The following is a 22,743-nucleotide window of genomic DNA, read 5'->3' as shown; positions in this document are numbered from 1 at the left end:
ACCATAATCTAAAATGATTATGGTTTTTTAAGTGGTACCTCTTGGAATCGAACCAAGGACACAAGGATTTTCAGTCCTTTGCTCTACCAACTGAGCTAAGGTACCTCAGATTTGGTTTGCAAATATAGGACTTAATTTTAAAGTACAAAATAATTATTAAAAAATATTTAAAAAAAAATCACGTTAACATATTTAATAGAACTTTTACAATATTTATTTTTATAATCCGTGCATTATTGACATATTTGCAGTTATTAAATTTTTCAGGATGAAATTTAAAATTTTCTTATTATTTATTTTTATTTTAGCTAACCATTCAATTAATGCACAGCAAACCTCAACTTCTCCATATTCATCCGTTGGGTTAGGAGATAATAAGACAAACAGTGATATAGTAATTTCATCCATGGGAGGCATAGGTACTGCGTATATTTCAGATTTCAATAATGAAGTGAATTTTATTAATCCTGCAGCAAACAGAAATTTAAGATATACCAGTTTTAATATTAGTGTGAATACAGATTATACAGACGAAAAAACTTCTTTAGAAAGCAGTGATAGATCTACTACATATTTAGCAAATTTAGCTTTTGCTTTTCCTATTGGTCAAAAATCTCGAGCAGGTGTAAATCTACAACCCTATACAAATATAGGATATGATATGACATTAGATGCAACTTCGCCTGTAAATATGAAATCTATATTAAAAGGGAGAGGGGGGTTAAATTCATTTAATGGTTTTTATTCTTATAACGTAACTAAAGAATTATCTTTAGGAGCAAAAATAGGTTATATTTGGGGAGAACTTAAGAAAGAACAAGAAAATTCTATTCAGAATGCAGCTTTAATCTCCGGGATATTTAACAAAAAGGAATATAATTTTTTCGATTATACCTTGGCATTAGCTTACCAAAAAAAATTAAAAAAAGATCATTTATTAAAATTAGGAGCTACCTATAATATAGGACACAAAGTAAATACAGACATCGATTATGTTTATTCTACCTATTACTATGATGTTTATGGAAATAAAAAATCTGTAGATACACTTACATACATAAATGGAGAAAAGAAAACTAAAATACCTTCTTCTTTTTCTTTAGGAGTGGCTTATGGAAAAGAATTTAAATGGTCATTAGGAGCAGATTTTAAATTTACCAATCAATCTAAATTAGAAATACCGGAAGATAATTTAGAATATAAAAACAGATATAGAGTAGCAATAGGCGGTTGGGTATTACCCAATGTGAACAGTTTCAGATCATATTTTCAAAGAGTTATATATAGATATGGGATATATTATGAAAATACAGGCATTGAACTTTATAATCATACAATTAATCAATATGGACTTACAGCAGGGATGAGTCTTCCTTTGGGGAAATCAGGTCGTCAAGATCCCTCATTGCTAAACTTAGGTATTGAATTAGGCCAAAGAGGAACTAAATCTGATGGGCTGATCAAAGAAAATTTTGTAAACTTTAAAATAGGATTTAACTTTGATGACCTTTGGTTTAGAAAAAGAAGATATGATTAATATGCCCTCTTTTTACTTACTTTAAACTAATAACTTTTAATTATGAAAAGTAAAGTAAGGCTTATAAAAATTATTGCATTTATCTACTTAGTTTTCTGTAGTACAATTTCTTGTTCAGATGATTCAACCGAGAATTTAGGAAAAAAAAATAAGAATTTTGTATCACGAAAAATATTTAATGCCCATGTGGTTATTACAGATTCTATTTATAAAGTCATAAATCTGAGATCACCTTTGATAGAAGAATATGAATTTGCTCAAACTCCCTATACAGAGTTTCCCAAAGGGATAGATATGGATTTTTATGAAAAAGGTAAAAAACCTGGGCATTTAAAAGCAGACTATGCGAAAATAATAGAAGTAACAGGATGGTATGAAGCTAGGAATAATGTAGTACTGATAAACTCTTCTAACGATACATTAAAGACCAATCGTATTTTTTGGGATAAAAAAAATAGAAGGATATTCTCTAATGATACGGTAAAAATATACCGAGCTGATGGAATAACTACAAATATTTCAGAACATGGGATTGAATCAACGGAAGATTTTAAAAACTATAAACTCAAAAAAAATAAAGGAACTCTTCCATACAATAACGAATTAAAAAAATAATAATAGTTAGTAACCGCAGCCTCAAATATTCTTATTTTCATATTTTTTTAAATTACTTTAACTCAAAAATTCACAGATTTATATATCTTTATTTATATTATTTTTTATAGATAAAAAATTCGAAAGTTTTTCCAAGATATATATATTTATATTATTTTTACTAAATTTGCTTTCATAAATTATTCTTTCAATAATTATTATTTGATGAATGCAAGGTTTCAATTTAAAATTATATTTAGTTTTTTTAGATTATTTTTATAACCTAGAAGAAGTTCTTTAATTATATATATATAAAATTTGATATATTTAATATTGATATTCAGATTTAAAATGAATGAAGTTAGAATTCTTAATGTATGTTAAATAATATAAAATAAAATCTTTTTTTATTAAAATAGAAAGGTGTAATTTAGTAACTTGAAATGCATTGTAATTAAAATGTAAATATTCATTAATCATGAAAAGAACATATACCATTTTGTTTTTATCAATAACCATTTTATCTTTTGCACAAAGAAAAAAAATTGAAGAAACTTCAGAAAAAGGATTTTATTTTAAGCAAGTAGGAGATAAAATAGAGGTTTGGAGAGGTTATCCATCTTCCGATAAAGCGAGTAATAACGCAGGTTATAGCTTTATTGAAGAAAAAAAGTCAGAGAGAATGGAAGTAGTATCAAATAATAAGAGCAATAGATTGCCTGCAAGTGCTTTTTCTTCCCCTAATGAAGTAAAAATAACTCAAGATGCAGAAGGAAATAAATATTGGATTATTATAGATGGTACGGTAGTAAAAACAGAATTAGCTAACAAAGCTAATTCAGAAAAAGCAACCCCTCAAACTACAAGTAAGATAATAACAAAAGATCCTAAAAAAAATTCAGATGAAATCCAAAATAATATGATTTCAACAACTCCTGAAAAAAAATTAGGTACATCCGGAATTGTAAAAGTAGCTTCAAAAAAATCATCAGTAAAAGAAGAAATACCTGTTAAAGGTCATAAAAATGTAGCTCAGGTTAATACGAATACAAAAAGTCTTAAATTATCAGAACAATCTACAGAAGTTAAAAATGCAAATGCAGAAGTTTCAGATTCAAAATCCTTGAAAGAAGTAAAAACTTCTGAGACTGTTACAGCTTCATCTTTAAAGAGCGAAACGCCTAAAGAACCTATACCTCCTCAAGAACCTGTATTTTCTAATGAAAAGAAAGAAATTCAAAGTGTAAAAGTAAAAGAAGAAACTTCAGTCAAAACGAATCCAAATCTAGCACCTACAAATACTATTACAGAAAAACCTACATTGACAATAGAACCTTCTGAAACTAAACATGTAAATATAAAAGAATTGGATTCTCCTACAGGTAAAGAAGTTAAAACTGATATAAATAATAATGAAGATATAAATGAAGAGATTAAAATCGATTCTGGAGATGTTGGAAATGTATCAGATCTTTTTGAAAAGAATTATGATAATATGACCAATAAAGAAAAAAAGTTATATAGAAAGAATGAAAAGAAAATTATGAAACAGTTAAAAGCTGAATTAAAATTAAAAGAAGAAGAAAGTAATTAAAATATAATTGATTTTTTATAAAATAACCCATCAAATGTTACCAATTGATGGGTTTTATGTTTTTAGAAATTAAATAATTATTTGTTTTACTAAAAGGTCTAGAACCAAAAAATCCTCGGTATGAGGATAATGGAGAAGGGTGTGGAGATTTAATTATAAAATGTTTTTCAGGATTTATTAGTTTAATTTTTTGTTGAGCATAACTTCCCCATAAGATAAAAACAATGTTTTCCTTTTCTTCTGATATTTTTTGGATTATAGAATCTGTGAAAATTTCCCATCCTTTTTTTTGGTGTGATCCGGCTTCATGAGCTCTTACCGTTAAAGTAGCATTTAATAAAAATACGCCTTGCTGAGCCCAAGCAGACAGATCTCCGGAACTAAGACTTACACCTAAATCATCTTTTAGTTCAGTAATTATATTTTGTAAAGAAGGAGGGTTGGTTATTCCTTCGGGAACTGAAAAACATAATCCCATAGCTTGGCCTATTCCATGGTATGGGTCTTGCCCGAGTAATACAACTTTTACTTTATCTAATGGAGTTAATTCAAATGCCTTAAAAATTTGTTTTCCTTTAGGAAAGCAAGTATGGGCTTTATATTCATTTTTCACAAAATCTATTAAAGATAAAAAATAAGGTTTTTCAAATTCATTTTTTAACGCATTTTTCCAAGATGGTTCAATATTTATGTCCATGTGTGAATTACATAAAATAATTAAAATACTAAAATACAATTTTTATTTAAAAAGAAATAATAGCATTTTTTTAAAATTCAATTGATTATCATAAATTTCCTATTTAGTAAATTAAAAAAAGTGTACTACTATAAAAATGATAATAATTTTAAATAATAGAATACATATTAAAATTTAATAGTTTAATTTTTTTTTCAGCTATTAATTCTTGTAGAAAATGATGGATTTCATCAAAAGAAAAAGAGTGAAATTCAGCATAAATATCCTCTCTAGAACATGGACCTTTAGCTATAAATGATAGAATATCTGACGAAGGATTTAAATTCTTTTTTATTTTATTTAAACAAACATCACATTTATTGCAATTATGGTAAGATTTTTCTCCAAAATAACCCAAAATTAATTTCATTCTACAATATTTTTTATTTTGAATGAAAAATTCTAATTCTTTATATTTTAATAATTTATTTTCTTGAATTTGTTTAAATTTTGCCCAAAGATCATTAAAGATCAAAAATTCATTTCTTGAAGTGATAAAAATTATTTTTTGCAACGCACCATCAATATAATTTATTTCTCCTAGTTTAGAGTATTTAACTAAAATTTCATGAAGCAGTATGGGGGAAATCATTAAAGAATCTGCTAATTTTTTTTCATTTACCTTAATTTGATAAGAAAAAATTCCGCTGATTTTTCTAGCTATTTTTTCAATAATTTCAGAATCTTTCCCAAAAGCATTTTTAATATCAAGTCTTTCAATAGGAAAATTAAATTGAATCAAACTATCAGTTGGTTCATATTTCCATTGTATAATATTACAGTTACTCAAAAATTCCAGGACATTTATAATTTTATTACGACCTATATTTACTTTGTTTTGAAAACTCATCAAATCAAATTCAAAAGTATTTTCAGGTAATTCATTTGGAGCAATACCGTAAATTGAATATAAATAAAGAACAATTTTTTTATATTCGGTTTTTGAAGAAATAGTTTGCGTTAGTGATGAAAAAATTTGAGATAATTCATTTTCAGACCAAAATAAAAAAGCATAAGAAGTTAATCCGTCTCTACCTGCTCTACCAACTTCCTGATAATAATTTTCCAGAGAATATGGTGGGGAAAGATGAATTATCAACCTAACATTATCTTTATCTATTCCCATTCCAAAAGCGTTGGTTGAAATCAAAACTTTTGAATTACTATTTGTCCACTCTTTTTGTTTTTGTAATTTTTCTCGAAGAGGGAGCCCAGCATGAAAATAATCTACATCAAAACCCTTATTTGAAAGAATTTGATAAATATTTTTAGTTTCGTTTCTTGTTCTACAATAAATAATTCCTGAACCATTGTATTTGTTTAGAGTCCGTTCAATTTGTCCAATTTTGTCTTCTGTTTGGATTACATGTAATGATAAATTCTCTCTTTCATATGATTTTTTAAAAACTTGGACATCTCTTAAATTTAATTTTTTTATAATTTCAAAAAGTACTTTTTCTGTTGCTGTAGCTGTTAAAGCAATACAGGGAATTTGCAGGCCAATATAAATTCTGAAATCCTTAATTAATTGATAAGAAGGTCTGAAATCATTTCCCCATTCTGAAATACAGTGAGCTTCATCCACAGCCAGGAATGATATTTCAACATCATGAATTATCTCTAGAAAATTTTTATTTAAAAGTCTTTCAGGAGAGACATATAATAATTTAAGTTCATTATTTTTGAGTTTGTCAAAAATAATATATTGCTGATCAATGGTTTGCTCCGAAGAAATATATTCTGCAGATATCTGTCTTTGTTTTAATTGTGATACTTGATCTTTAATTAATGCAAGTAAAGGGGATATAACAATACATGTGCCTTCTCCCATTATTGCAGGAACTTGGTAACAGATAGATTTACCTGCACCTGTTGGCAAAAGTGCCACTGTATCACAACCTTCCAAAATACTTAAAATAATTTCTTTTTGAGGATCCCGAAACTCTTTATATCCCCAATAAGATTCTAGTATGAGGTTAGGTAAAGTATAATTCATTAAAAATTAGCAATTCACTTTAAATGTTGATGGTTTACAAATATAGGTTTTTAAGTTAATTTTTTATAGATTACGTGTAACAAAAAAAGCTTAATTTAGACAAATCAAATTAGAAATGTAGAAAAATATTATCATGAAAAAGAAGACTATTAAAATTATTTTAATAATTATCTTTATTTTGCTCTTTTTATATTGTATCGGATATGTTGTCCGATCAAATGCTAACAACAGTGATACTTTTACTACAGAATCCCCTGTAATGATGGTGGTGCAACAAAAATCTATTGCAACAGGAAAGATAAATCCTAAAGAAAAAATTGATATAAAACCCAATATATCTGGAATTATAAAACAAATTCATGTTAAAGAAGGAGAAGAGGTTAAAATTGGTCAGTTAATAGCAACAATTAAAGTGGTTCCGGTAGTTTCTAATGTAAATGCAGCCATGCAATCTATAAACTCAGCAAAAATCACTTTAAATAATCAAATACGTCAGTTTAATAGACAAAAATTATTATATAATCAAGGTGTAATTTCTAAACAAGACTATGAAACAGCTGAGACTGATTATAAGATGGCACAACAAACTTTAAAACAAGCACAAAAAGAATATGATATTGCTAAAACAGGAGTTACACCAGGGCTAGAAGATTTGGCAAGTATTCAAATACGTTCTACGGCAAACGGGTTGGTATTAGATATTCCTGTAGAAGTGGGAGATCAGGTTATTGAAGCTAATACTTTTAATGCCGGAACAACTATAGCCAGTGTTGCAGATGTAAATAAAATGATATTTGAAGGGAAAGTAGATGAAGCTGATGCCGGTAAAATGCATGAAGGAATGTCCATGAAAATAGTTATAGGAGCTTTACAAGATAAAAATATAAATGGGATTTTAACCTTTATTTCCCCTCAGGGAAAAGAAGAAAATGGGGCTGTGAAATATGAAATAAAAGCAGATATTATAATTCCTTCGGGAGTAGATATAAGAGCAGGATATAGTGCAAATGCTGAAGTGATACTTAAACAAACCCCAAAAACTTTAGCAATTCGGGAAGCTTTGGTGCAATATGATGAAAATGATAAACCTTTTGTAGAAATTGAAGAAGCAAAAGGAAAGTTTAAAAAAGTAAATATACAGTTAGGACTTTCAGATGGTCTATACGTTCAAGTATTAAAAGGCCTTAATAAAAATGATAAAATAAAATTGTGGAACCCTACAGATACTGATAAAGAGGCTAAAAAATAAATCCTAATTAGAAGTAAACATATGAAACATGGATAAAGTTTTAGAAATAAATCATCTTACCAAGAAATTTAATCGGTTAACAGCTGTACACGATATAAATTTTAGTGTGGAAAAAGGGAATGTGTATGGTTTATTAGGACCTAATGGAAGCGGAAAGTCAACCACCTTAGGTATGGTTCTCAATGTGGTTAATCCCACAAGCGGTTCATGGAAATGGTTTGGAAAAGAGCACAGCACAGAATCTTTGAAAAAAGTGGGAGCAATAATAGAACGACCTAATTTTTATCCATATTTATCAGCCGAAAAAAATTTAAAAATTGTAGCAGAAATTAAAGAAGCTCCCCTTTCTAAAATAGAAGAAAAATTAGAATTGGTAGGATTATTAGAAAGGAAAAAAGATAAATTCAGTTCTTTCTCCTTAGGTATGAAACAGCGTTTGGCAATTGCCGGTGCCTTACTGAATGACCCTTTAGTTTTAATATTAGATGAACCTACTAATGGATTAGATCCACAGGGTATTATACAAATTCGTCAGATTATTCAAAAAATAGCTTCTACCGGAACAACAATTATTTTGGCCAGTCATTTACTGGATGAGGTAGAAAAGGTCTGTAATCATGTAGTTATCTTAAACAAAGGGAAAACAGTCTATTCAGGGTCAGTAGAAACCATGTCCGCAGGCTTAGGTTTCTTTGAACTGGGGGCATCTAATATGACAGATTTAGTAGAGGCATTACATACTTTACCCTATTTTAATAAAATCACACAAGGAGCTTACTGGGTTACCGCTATTATTGATAAGGATATAGAGCCCTCAGAGCTGAATAGAATCCTTTTTGAAAAAGGGATTTCATTAAATCATTTAGTGAAAAGAAAAGAAAGTTTAGAACAACAATTCTTTAATCTTATAAAAAATCAAAACTAATTAAGATGTTAAGATTATTAAAAATAGAATGGAATAAAATTTATTATTATAAAGCTGCTAGGGTATTTACATTTATTTATTTTGGATTGTTAATTTTAATGGGGCTTTTTTTATCACAATTTAAAACCAGTGTTAATGGTACAGATCTTGACCTTGCTAAGCTTGGAGCATTTGATTTTCCCTATATTTGGCAAAATATAACCTATTTTGCGGCTATAGGTAAAATATTTTTAGCTGTAATTATTATTACTAATATAACGAATGAATATTCCAATAGGACATTAAAACAAAATTTGATTGATGGCTTAAGTAAGAAAGAGTTTATACAATCAAAATTTTTAACCACTCTTGTATTTTCTTTACTTTCCACCTTATTTATATTCTTAATTGGTTTAATTTTAGGTGTTTCCTTTTCAGAAAATAGTGTTTCCTTTTTTCAGAATATAGATTTTATAGGAGCTTACTTTATGAAGTTAGTTCTTTTCTTTAGTTTTTGTATGTTTTTATCCGTACTAATGAAGAAAACTGCTTTTTCTTTTTTAATGTTATTTGTATGGTGGGTTTTAGAAAGTATTTTAGGCGGGGTTGAATCTTTTCTACGAATAAAATTTTTCGATCAAAATCCTTTGAAAGTTAAGATGGTTTATAATTATCTTCCTTTACAAACATCTTCTAACTTAATAAAATTTCCAGAGTTAAGTTTAGAAGATTATATTCTCGGAGGCAGACCTTTTACTCAAGGGGCTGTAGATTATAGTTTTTTTATAGTTTCTGTTTTTTATATAATTATTTTTGTTATGTTATCTTATATACTCTTAAAAAAGAGAGATTTATAAAATAAATATATAAGATTACAATATAATAAATATCTCTTCTAAAAATACCGTATTTTTGTATTTATGATTTCCAAAGAAACCATAGATAAAATTTTTTCAACAGCCAGGGTTGAAGAAGTAATTTCTGATTTTGTAACCCTCAAAAAATCAGGGAGTAATTACAAAGGATTAAGTCCTTTTGTGGATGAAAAAACCCCTTCTTTTATGGTTTCCCCCGCAAAACAGATATGGAAAGATTTTTCTTCAGGAAAAGGGGGTAATGTAGTTACCTTCATTATGGAGCAGGAACACTACACATATCCGGAAGCTTTACGTTATCTGGCTAAAAAATATAACATAGAAATAGATGAAGATCAGGTAGAACTATCAGAGCAACAAAAGGAGACTTATCAAAATAAAGAGAGCCTTTATCAATTATCAGAAGTTGCAGGTGAGTATTTCCAAGATCAGTTGTGGAAGACAGAAGAAGGTAAAAATATAGCACTGTCTTATTTTCAGGAAAGAGGTTTGAGAGAAGAAGTTATACAATACTTTCATTTAGGATATTCGCCTAAAAATAAAAACTCTTTTACTCAATTTGTATTGAGTAAAGGTTATAAAAAAGAAATTTTAGAACAAACCGGATTAAGTATATTCAAAGAAAATTCAGAGCAAGGAATAGATCGTTTTAGGGAAAGGATTATATTTCCTATTCATAGTTTTTCAGGAAGAATCCTGGGATTCGGAGGAAGAATCCTGCAAAATCATGTAAAAACAGCAAAATATTTAAATTCCCCTGAAAGTGAAATATATCATAAAAGTAAAGTTTTATATGGCTTATTTCAGGCAAAATCACATATTACTAAAGAAGATAATTGTTATTTGGTAGAAGGATATATGGATGTAATTTCTTTATACCAGAGCGGAATTAAAAATGTGGTAGCCTCTTCAGGTACTTCACTTACAAATGATCAAATCCGTTTAATAAAGAGGTTGACTAATAATATTACAATACTTTATGATGGAGATTCAGCCGGAATCAAAGCCTCTTTTAGAGGAATTGATATGATTTTAGAGCAAGATATGAATGTTAGGGTCTTGTTATTTCCTAATGGAGAAGATCCAGATAGCTTTGTCCAAAAACATTCCTCTGATGAAATTGAAAATTTTTTTAAATATAATATTAAAGATTTTATCCAATTTAAAACGGATGTATTATTAAAAGAAGCTCAAGATGATCCTATAAGAAAAGCATCCTTAATAAGAGATATAGTTAGTAGCATAGCTTTAATAAAAAATCTAATACAGAAAGAAATTTATGTGAAAGAATGTGCTAGGTTATTGGATATTTCAGAACAAGTTCTATTTAGTGAACTAGCACAAATTACACAAAATAAATTAGAATCTGATAGGAAAGAATTTAAAAAAGAAATCAAATTACAACCGGTTGAAAATAAAAATGAAAAAGTAGATTTTACCTATAAGATAGAAGAAGACATATTAGATTTGATGCTTTCTTATGGAGATTACGAGATAAAAATGAATTATATAGAAGGGGAAGAAGCATATAAAACGACAGTAATAGAAGAAATAGTACACAGATTTAAAGAAGATGACATACAATTTTCTATCGATTTTTATAATAAAATTTTAGTTGAAATAGAAGATGGGATTGATAAAGGTGAATTACGTACGGGTGAATTTTTTGTAAAGTCAGAAGATGAAAATTACACCAGATTTGCTGCCCAAAAAATGTTAAAAAAATATTTTATTAGTGAAAATTGGCAGGTGAAAGAAATTTTTGTTCCTAGTTTAGAACAAAATCTTTCAAAAAACACGAAAGATGTAATATTAAAATATAAATCTGTAAAAATTATACAGATGATAGATAAGCTTGCAAAGGACTTAGAAACACCCGATATAGAAGAAGAAAAAAGGAATAATATTTTTCAGCAAATTATAAAACTCAAAATATTGTTAAAACAAATAAAAGATCTAGAAAACAAGGTTATTTAGAAACATTCTAATTTAAATAATTAACACTTTATAATTATATTTTTGTTAATATAAAAATCATATATTTGCCAGTAAAGAACACCTGAAAAAAACATATCTATGAGCATTAGTGCATTTTTTAGATTATTTCAGCCCAAAGATAAAGTTTTTTATACTTTGTTTGAAAAGGTTTCAGACAATCTTTTATCCATGTCAAAATACATGGTTGAGGGCATGTCTTCTAAAGAAAATATAACAGAAGCATTTTTTAAAAAAATAGAAGATTATGAACATGCCAATGATAAATTAACACACAATATTTTTATAGAATTAGGGAAAAATTTCATTACTCCTTTTGACAGAGAAGATATACATCAGTTGGCAGCTTCTTTAGATGACATAGCAGATTTTATGTATGCCTCTGTTAAATATGCACTTTTATATAAATCTCCTTATTTAAAATCTTTTGCTACATTTTCTAAATATATAGATGATAGTGTTGTAGAATTACAGAAAGCAATATATAATTTAAGAGATTTTAAAAGGCCTAAAGAAGTTCTAGAATCTTGTGTAGAAATTAATAGAATCGAAAATGTTGCAGATGATTTGTTTAGTAAAGAAATGGGGGCATTATTTGAGAGTAAAATAGAAGTTATAGAAATTATTAAAATAAAAAATATCATAGAATATTTGGAAGATGTTACTGATAAATGTGAAGATGCAGCAAACATTATTGAATCTATTTTAGTTAAATATTCTTAAACCCCTTATATGACGTTACTTATAACTATCGTAGTATTAGCTTTAATATTCGATTATATAAATGGTTTTCATGATTCAGCGAATTCAATAGCGACCATTGTTTCAACTAAAGTATTAACACCGTTTCAAGCGGTTTTATGGGCAGCATTCTTTAATTTTGTTGCCTATTTTGTTTCCTTGCATATTATAGGTGAATTTAAAATTGGAAATACCATTGCTAAGTCTGTACATGAAAATTTCATAACATTAGAAGTAATTTTCTCAGGTTTAGTAGCAGCAATCCTTTGGAATTTGTTTACTTGGTGGGCAGGAATTCCTTCCTCTTCTTCGCATACACTTATTGGAGGATTTATTGGTGCAGCTATAGCTCATGTAGGAGGTTTTAGTGAAGCAGGTCAAGCAGTAATAAATTACCCAATCGTAATACCTATCATATTATTTATTTTTATTGCACCTTTTATAGGTATGATAGTATCTTCTATAATCACTTTAATAATTATAAATATTTGTCGGAAGGCAAATCCATATAAAGCCGATCAATGGTTTAGAAAATTGCAATTAGTTTCTTCTGCTGCATTTAGCATAGGGCATGGAGGAAATGATGCACAAAAGGTAATGGGAATTATTGGAGCAGCATTTATTTTTTATGAAGTAAACATGGTGCATGCAGCCGAATATGTAAATCTCACTTCAACGGAAAGATTTCAGCATTTTACTTCTGATTACTGGTGGGTTCCTATAAGTAGTTTTATAGCAATTGCTTTAGGGACTATGTCAGGAGGATGGAAAATTGTAAAAACAATGGGAACTCGAATTACAAAAGTAACTCCTTTAGAAGGAGTTTCAGCTGAAATTTCAGGAGCTATTACCCTTTTTTTAAGTGAACATTTAGGAATTCCTGTAAGTACAACTCATACAATAACAGGTTCTATTATTGGGGTAGGATTAGTTAAAAGAGTATCAGCCGTAAGATGGGGAATCACAATTAAATTGCTATGGGCTTGGGTTTTAACTATTCCTGTAAGTGCTGTATTAGCAATGATAGTTTATTCAATTGTTAAACTATTTATGCAATGATCAACTAAATTCTTTTAGTCTTAAAAAATTCTTTTAGTAATTGAGAGCATTTCTCTTCTAAAACCCCAAAGATACATTCTGTTTTAGGGTGCAAAGAAATTCCGCTAGAAGAAAAACCTCTGTGTATATCTTTAGCACCTATTATTATTTTACTAACCTGAGACCAATATAAAGCCCCTGCACACATAACACAGGGTTCTAAAGTTACATATAAAGAGCATCCTCTTAGATATTTAGCGCCCAGATAATTACTTGCTGCAGTAATTGCCTGCATTTCAGCATGGGCAGTAACATCGGTTAAAGCTTCGGTTAAATTATGAGCCTTAGCTAAGATTTTATTATTAGAAACAATAATTGCTCCTACAGGAACTTCATTATTACTATAGGCTTCTTCAGCTTCTTTAAGGGCAATATTCATAAAATAAGTATCAGTAAACATTATACTTTTTAGCTTTTTTTACTTTCTTCAAACTCCTCATTTAACAAATGGCCACATTTAAAACAATATTTAGCGTTAGGTTCATGATTTTCAGCCATACAAAATCTACATTTCTGGGTATTCAAATGAATTTTTTTATTTCTTGTATATTCTGCGGAAACCAACCCGGCAGGAACAGAAATAATAGAATATCCTAAAATCATAATTCCCGATGCTATAATTTTTCCAACAATTGTAATAGGAGCCACATCTCCATATCCTACCGTTGTTAGAGTAACAATTGCCCAATACATTGATTGAGGGATACTAGAAAAATTTTCTGAATTATATTTATTTTCAATTACATACATAAGAGCACCTAAAATAAGAGTTGTAATTATTATAAAATATAAAAAAACAAAAATTTTCCTTTTACTTTTTTTTAATGAAATTAATAAAGCATTACTTTCATTAATATAACTTCCTAATTTTAATATTTTGAAAATACGTAATAATCTTAAAATTCTAATAATTGCAAGATAATGAGATTGTAAAAAAATTACACTCAAATAAGTTGGAATAATAGATATTAAATCGATAATACCATAAAAACTTGTAACATATTTTGTAGTTTTTTTAACACTGCAAAGTCTTAAGACATATTCAATAGTAAAAGAAATAGTGACCCACCAATCTAATATATATAGCCAGAATCCTATACGATGATTTATTCCTTGTACACTTTCTAGCATTATAATTAAAGTGCTTAATGAAATAAAAAATAAGAGAGTAATATCAAAAATTTTCCCTTTAAAAGTATCAGATTCAAATATAATTTCGTGGAGTTCAAATTGCCATTTCTTAGTGCCTTCTTTTTGCTCATATGTATACCCTACAAAAAAATATTTTATTTTTCTAAAAATATTTTTCATAATAAAATATTTTATTTAAATATTTTATGACCTTTAAAATAATTCAAAAACAAAGATAGAAATAAAACAAATTATTTATAAAATTAATTAGCTGAATTATTTGATTAATAGTGATTGTGTTTATAATTTGTAAAATTTGTATAAAAAATTAATCAACTTGCAGATTTATTTCATATATTTGCAAAATATTAAGAAATTAATTTAGAAAAAAATATATTATTACCATGAAAGAAAAATTTTATATAGACGACACGGATAAACGCATTTTACAATTCTTATCAATAAACACTAGAATGCCGTTTACAGAAATCGCTAAAAAAATGGATGTATCAGCCGGAACTATTCATGTAAGGGTTAAAAAAATGGAAGATGCAGGTGTTATTAAAGGAACATCTTTAAATATTGATTATTCCATTTTAGGCTATTCATTTATTGCTTATGTAGGAATTTTGTTAACTAAATCAAGTAAAACACAAAATGTTCTTGAAAAATTATCTTTAATTCCAAATGTTACAACAGCTAATGTAATTTCAGGGAAATATAATATCTATTGTAAAATAAATGCAAAAGATGCTGAGGATGCAAAAAATGTAATTTATAAAATAGATGATATTGAAGATGTGTTGAGAACAGAAAGTATGATTTCTTTAGAAGAGAGCATTAATGATGAAAATAGATTAATGGATGCTCTATTTAAATAAAAAATAAATGTCTCCTCAAGAAAAGGAAATTTATTTTAATGTAGCTATTTCTACGTCTTTAGTATTGTTTGGTTTTGATGGTGATAAGTTACGTATTTTGTTAAAAAAGCATGATAAAGATCCTTATAGAGGAGCTATGCTTCTACCATCCCAGTATGTTAAATATGATGAAGCTACAGATAAAGTAGCAAAAGATTTATTGCTTAGGCATACTAAAGAAATCAATATTTATATAGAACAATTAAAGGCCTTTTCAAAAGTTTTCAGAAATCCTTTAGGAAGAGTCGTTAATATATCCTATTATGGTACTGTAAAATTAGATGATAAATTAGTGAAATATTCTGAAAATAGAGGAGAAGTCTGGTTAGAGTATTCACAAATTCCAGATCTGGCTTTTGATCACAATGACATAATTGATTATGCTAAGGAAAGATTAAAACGTAGGGTAAAACGAAGACCTATTGGATTTTATCTTCTCCCTGAATATTTCACCATCTCTCAATTGCAAAAATTATATGAAAATGCACTCAATAGAGAAATGGATAAAAGGAATTTTAGAAAAAAAATATTCAATTCGCAATTGATTATAGAAACAGAGCTTACAGATAATTCATCTTCAAAAAAATTCGCCAGATTGTATAAATTTGATGAAGAAAAGTATGAAAAATTAAGCTTAAAAGGATATGATTTTCTATTCTAAAAATAGAAAAAAAAATTCCTATTTAAAAAAATAGGAATTTTTTTTTCAAAATAATATAAAAATAATATTATAAATAATCCCATAAACATTATAAGATGATTATTGTATAATTTTGTACATTTACCTTAAATTAATTTATAAAATCAATAATATGAGTGAAGATGAAGAAATTTTTGGTAAACGTCCCAAAGAATACTTTAAAGTAACAGAAAAAAAATCTTTAGCATTTAAAATTTCATGTTTATACATGGGGTTTATGGCATTTATTCCTTTGTTTTTGGCTATATTGGGTTTTAAAAGAATTTATTTTCCGGGAGCTCCAACTTGGTTTTTTATTATAAATTTATTATTAGGATTGATGATGATGATTGGAGCAATTGGAGCTTATAATTTTAAAAAAAGAGGGTTATATCTTTTTGTTTCTACCCTTATAGTAGATATATTATTTCATCTATCCTTAGGATTTCAAGAATTAGATGCTATACATGGATTATATCTCTTTATAGGTTTAGCTTTAGTGCCGATTGTTCCCCGTTGGAAATATTTTAACTAAAAGACTACTGAACAATGAAAATAGAGTCTTTAAAATTTCCCATTGGAAAATTTGAAAAACCTCAGGAAATTACACAATCACATGTAAATATATGGATTAAGGATGTAGAAAATTTTCCAGATAGATTATTTCATGAAGTTCAGGATCTTTCAGAAGGGCAATTAGATACTCCTTACAGACCAGAAGGATGGACAATCAGACAGGTGGTACATCATGTAGCCGATAGTCATATGAATTCATTTATCAGAATAAAATTAGCCTTAACAGAAAATAATCCTGTTATAAAGCCGTATTTAGAAGAAAAATGGGCGGAATTACCGGATAGTAAAAATTATCCATTACAGACTTCATTAAACATTATTAAAGCCTTACATGAAAGATGGAGCTATTTGCTGAAACAGCTTACAGAAGAAGATCTAAATAAAACCTTTATACACCCCGAGAGTAATAAAGAATTTACAATAAAAGAAATGGTCGGATTTTATGCCTGGCATTCCAATCATCATTTAGCACATATTTCTACATTAAAAAAATCTAAAAATTGGTAATTTTTTAAAGATTTTCGTATTAAAATGTAGAAGTTAATAGATTGTATTATTTTAATATTTTCCAATATTCTAATTTAGAATCATTGGTAAAGTAGGAGATTTTGAAGTCACTTTATAAATAGAGTAAGTGAGATAAAATTTGTGATATAATAGAAATGATTTCTAAATAAAATAGTATGAGAATAGATATTATTACGGTAGTACCCCAATTAATGAAAAGTCCTTTACATGAATCTATAATGAAACGAGCTCAGGAAAAAGAGTTAGTTGATATACATTTTCATGATTTAAGAGATTATTCCAAAGGAAATTATCGTCAGGTAGATGATGCCCAATACGGAGGAGGTGCAGGAATGGTACTAATGATAGAGCCTATTGATAAATGTATATCTAAATTACAATCCGAAAGAGACTATGATGAAATAATTTACATGACTCCCGATGGAGAAACACTAAACCAAAAGATGTGTAATACTTTATCTTTAAAAAAGAATCTTATTATACTTTGTGGACATTACAAAGGAGTAGATCAGAGAGTTCGCGATTTATTTATTACTCGTGAAATATCTATAGGAGATTATGTATTAAGCGGAGGAGAGTTAGGGGCCTGTGTGTTGGTTGATGCAATAGTAAGATTGTTACCAGGGGTTTTAAATGATGAAACCTCCGCATTATATGATTCTTTTCAGGATGATTTATTAGCTCCTCCCGTATATACCCGACCAGAAGAATATAAAAATTTAAGAGTTCCTGGTGTTTTACTAAGTGGTAATTTTGCAAAAATAGATGAATGGAGACAAGAAATGTCGTATAAACATACATTAGATAAAAGACCTGATTTATTAAAAGATGAATAAGTAATGGAAGAAATTGAAAATAAAATAGCAAAAAGTGGTTTAATTACTTTAGATTTAGGGGACTATTATCCTAAAGAATCACATATTTTGTTTGATATTAAAGATTATTTATATGAAGGATTAATTTTAAAAGAAAAAGACTTTAGGAAATCATTATCAGAAATAGATTGGAAATCTTATAATAATACTTTAGTCGCTATAACTTGCTCTGCAGACGCAATTATTCCTTCATGGGCTTATTTATTAGTAGCAAATCATCTTACGGGAATAGCTAAACTTGTTGTCTTTGGATCATTTGAAGATATTGACAAGGAGGTATATACGCATATTATAGATAATATTCCGATTGAAAAATATAAAGATAAAAAAGTCATAGTCAAAGGTTGTTCTCACAAACCAGTTCCGCAAAATGCATACATACAAATGGTTCAAAAATTACTACCTGTAGTATCTTCACTTATGTTTGGTGAAGCATGCAGTACAGTACCTATTTACAAAAAGAAAAATTAAGAAATAAATAAATTTACCAATCTCTCTTATATTTGTAAAATTAAAAAATCTTAAAATTAAATGAAAATAGGAATTTTAGGAGGAGGGCAATTAGGAAAAATGTTTATGCAAAATGCTTTAAATTATCCTAATGAAATATATTTTTTAGAGCCGGATTCTCAAGCACCATGCTCTGTATTTTGTGATTGTTTTATAGAAGGTGATTTTAAAGATTATCAAACTGTTTTAGATTTTGGAGAGGATAAAGATATACTAAGTATAGAAATAGAAAATGTAAATATAGAAGCTCTGAAAGAATTACAAAAAAATGGTAAAAAAATAATTCCCAATCCTGAATGCTTGCAAATTATCAAAGATAAAGGACTACAAAAAGAATTTTATAGAGAACATTATATACCGACAGCCAATTTTTATCTTGTAGAGAATAAAGGAGAGTTGAAAGATGACAAAAGGTTAAAATTTCCGTTTATTCAGAAATTAAGAATAGGAGGATATGATGGTAAAGGAATTCAATTAATTAAGAATCAATTTGATTTAGATAAATTTTGGAATAAACCATCTGTAATAGAAGAAGTCATAGATATTGAAAAAGAATTATCTGTTATAGTATCAAAAAATGAAAATGGAGAAGTTAATGTTTTTAATGTAGTTGAAATGGTGTTTAATGAAAAACTAAATTTAGTTGACTATTTATTTTCTCCTGCAGATATATCTAATGAAGTTGCTGGTCAAGTAAAAGAAATCGGACGAAAGGCGGTTGATGCTTTTCAAACACCAGGAATTTTTTGTATAGAACTTTTTTTGAGTAAAAATGGAAAATTAATGGTAAATGAAATAGCTCCTAGAGTTCATAATAGTGGACATCAAACTATAGAAGCGAACTATTCTTCGCAATACGATCAAATGCTTCGGGTTTTAACAAATTCCCCTTTAGGAGATGTTTCCGAAAAAGAATATGCTGCTATGATTAATTTAGTTGGAGAAGCAGGATATGTAGGTGAGGCAAAATATGAAGGTCTGGAAAAACTATTAGATTTATCTAAAGTATATTTACATTTATATGGAAAAAAAATAACTAAACCGGGAAGAAAAATGGGGCATGTAACTGTTTTAGGACATACCCGAACAGAAATAAAACAAAAAATACAATTTATAAAAAATAATTTAAAAGTTATAGCATAATGAATATAGCCCTAGTAGGAATAATTATGGGAAGTGAAAGTGATCTTCATATAATGGAACCCGCAGCAGATATATTAAAAGAATTAAACATTCCGTATGAACTTACTATAATATCAGCCCATAGAACCCCTGAACGAATGGCAGAATATGCTAAAACTGCCTATCAACGAGGAATTAAAGTAATTATAGCAGGTGCAGGAGGAGCAGCACATTTGCCAGGTATGGTAGCTTCCCATACAACATTGCCTGTAATAGGAGTTCCAGTAAAATCTTCAAATTCTATAGATGGATGGGATTCTATACTTTCCATATTGCAAATGCCAAATGGTATACCTGTAGCTACGGTAGCACTAAATGCAGCGAAAAATGCAGGATTATTAGCGGCACGTATGCTTTCTCCTTTTTCAGAAGAAATAACCAAAAGTCTGAATCAATTTCAAAAATTGAATGAGATTAAAGTTTTACAGGCAGTTGAAAAAGTGAAAAAAAGATACCCTAATGATTTTGATAGTTAGAGAATGTATTACTTTTTTTCTAATTTTCCTTTAATATGGTTGGCTTCAGTTATAAACTCAGATAATTTTTTAGTATCTCCGTTTTCAAGATAAGATTTAAACTCTGTAAGTTTATCCAAATATGTGTTAATTATAGGAAGTAGATATTTTGAATTCTGTATAAAAATTGGTAACCACATATCTACAGAACTCTTAGCTAAACGTACAGTAGAAGCAAATCCTCCGGAAGCAAGATTGAATATCGCTGAATCATTTTTTTCCTTTTCTAGTACTGCTACAGCTAAAGCATAAGAAATTGCATGAGATAGATGAGAAACATATCCAACATGTTCATCATGAGATTCAGAATCCATGAAAACTATTTTAGAGCCTAAAGCTTTGTACATATCCGATATTATTTCAATAGATTTATAAGAAGATTCTTCCGCATTACAAATAATGGATACTTTATCTTTAAATAGATTTTGTATAGCCGCAGAAGGACCACTATTTTCAGTGCCCGACATAGGGTGTGATGCTACGTATAACTGTCTGTTTGGATAATTTTTCACCTTTTTTATTAAAGAAGATTTAGTAGAACCTACATCTGTAACCACAGAGTTAGGATTTATGAATTTCAGAATTGAAGGCAAAAGCTCTAATGATGCGTCTACAGGGGTAGCAAGAATAATTATATCAGATTGTTGAATAGCTGTTGAAAAAGGGGAAATTTTATCAATAATTCCTAATTTAAGAGCTTCTTGTTCATGTTGGGAAGATTTATCTACACCTGTAATCTCAGTTGCAAATCCTGTTCTTTTTAAATCTAAGGCAATCGATCCACCTATTAATCCTAGCCCAATAATAGATACTTTATACGACATTACAAATTTAAATTAAAAAGTCGGTTTTTATTCAAGATAAAGAAACCGACTTTTATTGGTTATATGTTTTATCTATTTACACAGTCATTATTTCTTTTTCCTTAACAACTAAATATTCTTCAGCTAATTTAGTATATTTATCAGTAAGATCTTGTATTTTTTCTTCACCATTTTTCTTTAAATCATCAGATATACCATCTGTTTTTTTTATATCATTATTTGCCTCTTGTCTGGCTTTTCTTATTCCTATTTTAGCATTTTCACATTCTGCCTTAGCTTGTTTAACCAGGTCTTTTCTCCTTTCTTCAGTCAATGGGGGAATATTAATAATAATAGTTTCCCCATTATTGCTAGGAGTAAATCCTAAATTTGCTTGAAAAATTGCCTTTTCAATAGGTCCTAAATTAGTTTTTTCCCAAGGTTGAATACTTAGAGTCATACCATCAGGAACAGAGATATTAGCTATTTGAGATAGAGGGGTTAAAGCTCCATAATATTCTACTAAAATAGATTGTAACATTGCAGGATTAGCTCTACCAGCACGTATTTTATTAAAAGAACTTTCTAAATGTTTGAGGGAGGCCTCCATACCCTCTTTAGTAGCCTCAATAATCAATTCTAATTCTTCCATTTTTCAAGATAAATTTTCTGTGCAAATATAAAGCTTTAATTTTATTAAATAGTGACTAAAGTACCAACTTCTTTTCCTTCGATAATCTTTACCAAGTTGCCTTTTTTATTCATATCAAAAACAATAATAGGTAAATTGTTTTCTTGGCTAAGAGTAAAAGCTGTCATATCCATAATTTTTAATCCTTTTTGGTATACTTCCTCAAAAGAGATACTATTAAATTTCACAGCATTTTTATCTTTTTCGGGATCTGCATTATAAATTCCATCTACACGTGTACCTTTAAGAATTACCTCCGCATTTATTTCAATAGCTTTTAAAGTGGCTGCGGTATCTGTAGTAAAATAAGGATTTCCGGTACCTGCTCCAAAGATAACTACTCTTCCTTTTTCAAGATGTCTTTCAGCTTTTCTTTTAATAAAAGGTTCTGCTACTTGTTCCATTCTTATAGCAGTTTGTAATCTTGTTTTAACCCCAATAGATTCTAAGGCACTTTGCAAAGCCATGCCATTAATTACTGTTGCCAGCATACCCATATAGTCTCCTTGTACACGATCAATACCGGTAGCTACTCCCGAAAGACCTCGGAAAATATTTCCGCCACCAATAACAATAGCAACTTCAGATCCTTTATCAACTACATCTTTTATTTCCTCAGCATACATTTGAAGGATTTTAGAATCTATTCCATATTGTTGATTTCCCATTAGGGCTTCTCCACTAAGTTTTAAAAGTATTCTTTTATATTTCATATTTATTTAGTATAAAAATAGGCTGTAATTTTGTGTCAAATGTGTATTTATAATAGACAAATGTGAATTTATTTTTTTAATGTTAGAATATAATAGTACTATCTCTAAATATTTCTTATGTGCAAATATACTAGGTTTTATTAAAAAATAGTATTTGTTTTCTATTTTAAATAATTTAATTAAATGGTATATTTATTCTGAAAAAACAACATTTAAAAATCAATTATTGTAAAAGAATACTTATACAAAGGAAGTAAATACTAAAGTTAATAATTTATAAATTGTTAAAATTATTATAATT

The 22,743-nt window shown here is 28.3% G+C and carries 24 protein-coding genes and 1 tRNA gene; 17 read left to right on the top strand and 8 right to left on the bottom strand.

Annotation, left to right across the window (positions count from 1 at the left end):
• Window positions 1–32 precede the first annotated feature (32 nt).
• Window positions 33–105 (bottom strand) — tRNA-Phe (locus C4S76_RS10780).
• A gap of 163 nt (window positions 106–268) precedes the next feature.
• Between C4S76_RS10780 and C4S76_RS10775 the strand changes: the two genes are divergently transcribed.
• The 3 genes from C4S76_RS10775 to C4S76_RS10765 all read left to right on the top strand — a co-directional run bounded on the left by C4S76_RS10775 (window position 269) and on the right by C4S76_RS10765 (window position 3,725).
• Window positions 269–1,537: a hypothetical protein gene (locus tag C4S76_RS10775; RefSeq protein ID WP_105194471.1), complete on the top strand. Its 1,269-nt coding sequence runs from the start codon at window positions 269–271 to the stop codon at window positions 1,535–1,537.
• A gap of 42 nt (window positions 1,538–1,579) precedes the next feature.
• The gene (gene lptC / locus C4S76_RS10770) at window positions 1,580–2,152 is read left to right on the top strand and encodes an LPS export ABC transporter periplasmic protein LptC (protein ID WP_105194470.1); all 573 of its coding nucleotides are present in this window, start codon (window positions 1,580–1,582) and stop codon (window positions 2,150–2,152) included.
• A 457-nt stretch (window positions 2,153–2,609) separates the two neighbouring features.
• Entirely contained in the window at window positions 2,610–3,725 is a 1,116-nt protein-coding gene (locus C4S76_RS10765) for a hypothetical protein (protein WP_105194469.1), read from the top strand.
• A 37-nt stretch (window positions 3,726–3,762) separates the two neighbouring features.
• Here C4S76_RS10765 and C4S76_RS10760 read toward each other — a convergent pair whose 3' ends face one another.
• Both C4S76_RS10760 and C4S76_RS10755 read right to left on the bottom strand, forming a co-directional pair.
• On the bottom strand, window positions 3,763–4,422 hold the full coding sequence (locus C4S76_RS10760; RefSeq protein WP_105194468.1) for a uracil-DNA glycosylase: 660 nt from the start codon (window positions 4,420–4,422) through the stop codon (window positions 3,763–3,765).
• Window positions 4,423–4,570: 148 nt separating this feature from the next.
• The gene (locus C4S76_RS10755; protein WP_105194467.1) at window positions 4,571–6,457 is read right to left on the bottom strand and encodes a RecQ family ATP-dependent DNA helicase; all 1,887 of its coding nucleotides are present in this window, start codon (window positions 6,455–6,457) and stop codon (window positions 4,571–4,573) included.
• A gap of 133 nt (window positions 6,458–6,590) precedes the next feature.
• On the opposite strand from C4S76_RS10755, the gene C4S76_RS10750 reads away from it, so the two are divergent.
• From C4S76_RS10750 to C4S76_RS10725, 6 genes are all read left to right on the top strand, one after another.
• A complete protein-coding gene (locus C4S76_RS10750; protein WP_105194466.1) occupies window positions 6,591–7,706 on the top strand; it encodes an efflux RND transporter periplasmic adaptor subunit in 1,116 nt (371 codons plus the stop codon).
• Between the two features lie 28 nt (window positions 7,707–7,734).
• Window positions 7,735–8,631 (top strand): ABC transporter ATP-binding protein, encoded by an 897-nt coding sequence (locus C4S76_RS10745; RefSeq protein WP_105194465.1) that lies wholly within the window; start codon window positions 7,735–7,737, stop codon window positions 8,629–8,631.
• A gap of 5 nt (window positions 8,632–8,636) precedes the next feature.
• Window positions 8,637–9,467, top strand: a complete 831-nt coding sequence (locus C4S76_RS10740) for an ABC transporter permease (RefSeq protein WP_105194464.1) — start codon at window positions 8,637–8,639, stop codon at window positions 9,465–9,467.
• A 63-nt stretch (window positions 9,468–9,530) separates the two neighbouring features.
• Window positions 9,531–11,462, top strand: coding sequence for a DNA primase (gene dnaG / locus C4S76_RS10735; RefSeq protein WP_105194463.1), 1,932 nt, complete (start codon window positions 9,531–9,533; stop codon window positions 11,460–11,462).
• Window positions 11,463–11,561: 99 nt separating this feature from the next.
• A complete protein-coding gene (locus C4S76_RS10730) occupies window positions 11,562–12,203 on the top strand; it encodes a DUF47 domain-containing protein (protein WP_105194462.1) in 642 nt (213 codons plus the stop codon).
• Window positions 12,204–12,212: 9 nt separating this feature from the next.
• Entirely contained in the window at window positions 12,213–13,280 is a 1,068-nt protein-coding gene (locus C4S76_RS10725) for an inorganic phosphate transporter (RefSeq protein ID WP_105194461.1), read from the top strand.
• A gap of 4 nt (window positions 13,281–13,284) precedes the next feature.
• On the opposite strand, the gene C4S76_RS10720 is transcribed toward C4S76_RS10725, so the two are convergent.
• Together C4S76_RS10720 and C4S76_RS10715 are read right to left on the bottom strand one after the other, a co-directional pair.
• Entirely contained in the window at window positions 13,285–13,719 is a 435-nt protein-coding gene (locus C4S76_RS10720; protein ID WP_105194460.1) for a nucleoside deaminase, read from the bottom strand.
• 8 nt (window positions 13,720–13,727) lie between these two features.
• Complete coding sequence (locus C4S76_RS10715) at window positions 13,728–14,630, bottom strand: ion transporter (protein ID WP_105194459.1); 903 nt, start codon at window positions 14,628–14,630, stop codon at window positions 13,728–13,730.
• A 224-nt stretch (window positions 14,631–14,854) separates the two neighbouring features.
• On the opposite strand from C4S76_RS10715, the gene C4S76_RS10710 reads away from it, so the two are divergent.
• The 8 genes from C4S76_RS10710 to purE all read left to right on the top strand — a co-directional run bounded on the left by C4S76_RS10710 (window position 14,855) and on the right by purE (window position 20,196).
• Entirely contained in the window at window positions 14,855–15,331 is a 477-nt protein-coding gene (locus tag C4S76_RS10710) for an Lrp/AsnC family transcriptional regulator (protein ID WP_105194458.1), read from the top strand.
• Window positions 15,332–15,338: 7 nt separating this feature from the next.
• Window positions 15,339–16,031: an NUDIX hydrolase gene (locus C4S76_RS10705; RefSeq protein ID WP_105194457.1), complete on the top strand. Its 693-nt coding sequence runs from the start codon at window positions 15,339–15,341 to the stop codon at window positions 16,029–16,031.
• A 151-nt stretch (window positions 16,032–16,182) separates the two neighbouring features.
• On the top strand, window positions 16,183–16,584 hold the full coding sequence (locus tag C4S76_RS10700; RefSeq protein WP_105194456.1) for a hypothetical protein: 402 nt from the start codon (window positions 16,183–16,185) through the stop codon (window positions 16,582–16,584).
• A gap of 14 nt (window positions 16,585–16,598) precedes the next feature.
• Window positions 16,599–17,132, top strand: a complete 534-nt coding sequence (locus C4S76_RS10695) for a YfiT family bacillithiol transferase (RefSeq protein ID WP_105194455.1) — start codon at window positions 16,599–16,601, stop codon at window positions 17,130–17,132.
• 176 nt (window positions 17,133–17,308) lie between these two features.
• Window positions 17,309–17,989 (top strand): tRNA (guanosine(37)-N1)-methyltransferase TrmD, encoded by a 681-nt coding sequence (gene trmD / locus C4S76_RS10690; RefSeq protein ID WP_105194454.1) that lies wholly within the window; start codon window positions 17,309–17,311, stop codon window positions 17,987–17,989.
• Between the two features lie 3 nt (window positions 17,990–17,992).
• Window positions 17,993–18,499, top strand: a complete 507-nt coding sequence (locus C4S76_RS10685; RefSeq protein WP_105194453.1) for a DUF2480 family protein — start codon at window positions 17,993–17,995, stop codon at window positions 18,497–18,499.
• A gap of 60 nt (window positions 18,500–18,559) precedes the next feature.
• Window positions 18,560–19,681 carry a 5-(carboxyamino)imidazole ribonucleotide synthase gene (locus C4S76_RS10680; protein ID WP_105194452.1) on the top strand — a complete coding sequence of 374 codons (1,122 nt, stop codon included), beginning with the start codon at window positions 18,560–18,562 and terminating at the stop codon, window positions 19,679–19,681.
• A complete protein-coding gene (gene purE, locus C4S76_RS10675; RefSeq protein ID WP_105194451.1) occupies window positions 19,681–20,196 on the top strand; it encodes a 5-(carboxyamino)imidazole ribonucleotide mutase in 516 nt (171 codons plus the stop codon). Before C4S76_RS10680 ends, purE begins: the two co-directional genes overlap by 1 nt.
• Before the next feature lie 8 nt (window positions 20,197–20,204).
• Here purE and C4S76_RS10670 read toward each other — a convergent pair whose 3' ends face one another.
• From C4S76_RS10670 to pyrH, 3 genes are all read right to left on the bottom strand, one after another.
• A complete protein-coding gene (locus C4S76_RS10670; RefSeq protein ID WP_105194450.1) occupies window positions 20,205–21,059 on the bottom strand; it encodes a prephenate dehydrogenase in 855 nt (284 codons plus the stop codon).
• A gap of 76 nt (window positions 21,060–21,135) precedes the next feature.
• Window positions 21,136–21,690 carry a ribosome recycling factor gene (gene frr, locus C4S76_RS10665; protein WP_105194449.1) on the bottom strand — a complete coding sequence of 185 codons (555 nt, stop codon included), beginning with the start codon at window positions 21,688–21,690 and terminating at the stop codon, window positions 21,136–21,138.
• Window positions 21,691–21,734: 44 nt separating this feature from the next.
• A complete protein-coding gene (pyrH, locus tag C4S76_RS10660) occupies window positions 21,735–22,442 on the bottom strand; it encodes a UMP kinase (protein ID WP_105194448.1) in 708 nt (235 codons plus the stop codon).
• Window positions 22,443–22,743 lie beyond the last annotated feature (301 nt).

It is taken from the genome of Apibacter adventoris, assembly GCF_002964965.1.
GTDB lineage: Bacteria > Bacteroidota > Bacteroidia > Flavobacteriales > Weeksellaceae > Apibacter > Apibacter adventoris.
Note: the sequence above shows the minus strand (reverse complement) of the source record. Positions and strands in the feature narration are given on the sequence as shown.

What these genes read in the sequence shown, in the direction of transcription:
- trmD (WP_105194454.1), top strand. Translation starts at nt 17,309, where the DNA reads ATGAGAATAGATATTATTACGGTAGTACCCCAATTAATGAAAAGTCCT.
- pyrH (WP_105194448.1), bottom strand. Translation starts at nt 22,442, where the DNA reads ATGAAATATAAAAGAATACTTTTAAAACTTAGTGGAGAAGCCCTAATG.
- C4S76_RS10680 (WP_105194452.1), top strand. Translation starts at nt 18,560, where the DNA reads ATGAAAATAGGAATTTTAGGAGGAGGGCAATTAGGAAAAATGTTTATG.
- purE (WP_105194451.1), top strand. Translation starts at nt 19,681, where the DNA reads ATGAATATAGCCCTAGTAGGAATAATTATGGGAAGTGAAAGTGATCTT.
- lptC (WP_105194470.1), top strand. Translation starts at nt 1,580, where the DNA reads ATGAAAAGTAAAGTAAGGCTTATAAAAATTATTGCATTTATCTACTTA.
- dnaG (WP_105194463.1), top strand. Translation starts at nt 9,531, where the DNA reads ATGATTTCCAAAGAAACCATAGATAAAATTTTTTCAACAGCCAGGGTT.
- C4S76_RS10710 (WP_105194458.1), top strand. Translation starts at nt 14,855, where the DNA reads ATGAAAGAAAAATTTTATATAGACGACACGGATAAACGCATTTTACAA.
- C4S76_RS10755 (WP_105194467.1), bottom strand. Translation starts at nt 6,457, where the DNA reads ATGAATTATACTTTACCTAACCTCATACTAGAATCTTATTGGGGATAT.
- C4S76_RS10700 (WP_105194456.1), top strand. Translation starts at nt 16,183, where the DNA reads ATGAGTGAAGATGAAGAAATTTTTGGTAAACGTCCCAAAGAATACTTT.
- C4S76_RS10775 (WP_105194471.1), top strand. Translation starts at nt 269, where the DNA reads ATGAAATTTAAAATTTTCTTATTATTTATTTTTATTTTAGCTAACCAT.
- C4S76_RS10750 (WP_105194466.1), top strand. Translation starts at nt 6,591, where the DNA reads ATGAAAAAGAAGACTATTAAAATTATTTTAATAATTATCTTTATTTTG.
- C4S76_RS10715 (WP_105194459.1), bottom strand. Translation starts at nt 14,630, where the DNA reads ATGAAAAATATTTTTAGAAAAATAAAATATTTTTTTGTAGGGTATACA.
- C4S76_RS10720 (WP_105194460.1), bottom strand. Translation starts at nt 13,719, where the DNA reads ATGTTTACTGATACTTATTTTATGAATATTGCCCTTAAAGAAGCTGAA.
- C4S76_RS10685 (WP_105194453.1), top strand. Translation starts at nt 17,993, where the DNA reads ATGGAAGAAATTGAAAATAAAATAGCAAAAAGTGGTTTAATTACTTTA.
- C4S76_RS10760 (WP_105194468.1), bottom strand. Translation starts at nt 4,422, where the DNA reads ATGGACATAAATATTGAACCATCTTGGAAAAATGCGTTAAAAAATGAA.
- frr (WP_105194449.1), bottom strand. Translation starts at nt 21,690, where the DNA reads ATGGAAGAATTAGAATTGATTATTGAGGCTACTAAAGAGGGTATGGAG.
- C4S76_RS10695 (WP_105194455.1), top strand. Translation starts at nt 16,599, where the DNA reads ATGAAAATAGAGTCTTTAAAATTTCCCATTGGAAAATTTGAAAAACCT.
- C4S76_RS10725 (WP_105194461.1), top strand. Translation starts at nt 12,213, where the DNA reads ATGACGTTACTTATAACTATCGTAGTATTAGCTTTAATATTCGATTAT.
- C4S76_RS10705 (WP_105194457.1), top strand. Translation starts at nt 15,339, where the DNA reads ATGTCTCCTCAAGAAAAGGAAATTTATTTTAATGTAGCTATTTCTACG.
- C4S76_RS10740 (WP_105194464.1), top strand. Translation starts at nt 8,637, where the DNA reads ATGTTAAGATTATTAAAAATAGAATGGAATAAAATTTATTATTATAAA.
- C4S76_RS10765 (WP_105194469.1), top strand. Translation starts at nt 2,610, where the DNA reads ATGAAAAGAACATATACCATTTTGTTTTTATCAATAACCATTTTATCT.
- C4S76_RS10730 (WP_105194462.1), top strand. Translation starts at nt 11,562, where the DNA reads ATGAGCATTAGTGCATTTTTTAGATTATTTCAGCCCAAAGATAAAGTT.
- C4S76_RS10745 (WP_105194465.1), top strand. Translation starts at nt 7,735, where the DNA reads ATGGATAAAGTTTTAGAAATAAATCATCTTACCAAGAAATTTAATCGG.
- C4S76_RS10670 (WP_105194450.1), bottom strand. Translation starts at nt 21,059, where the DNA reads ATGTCGTATAAAGTATCTATTATTGGGCTAGGATTAATAGGTGGATCG.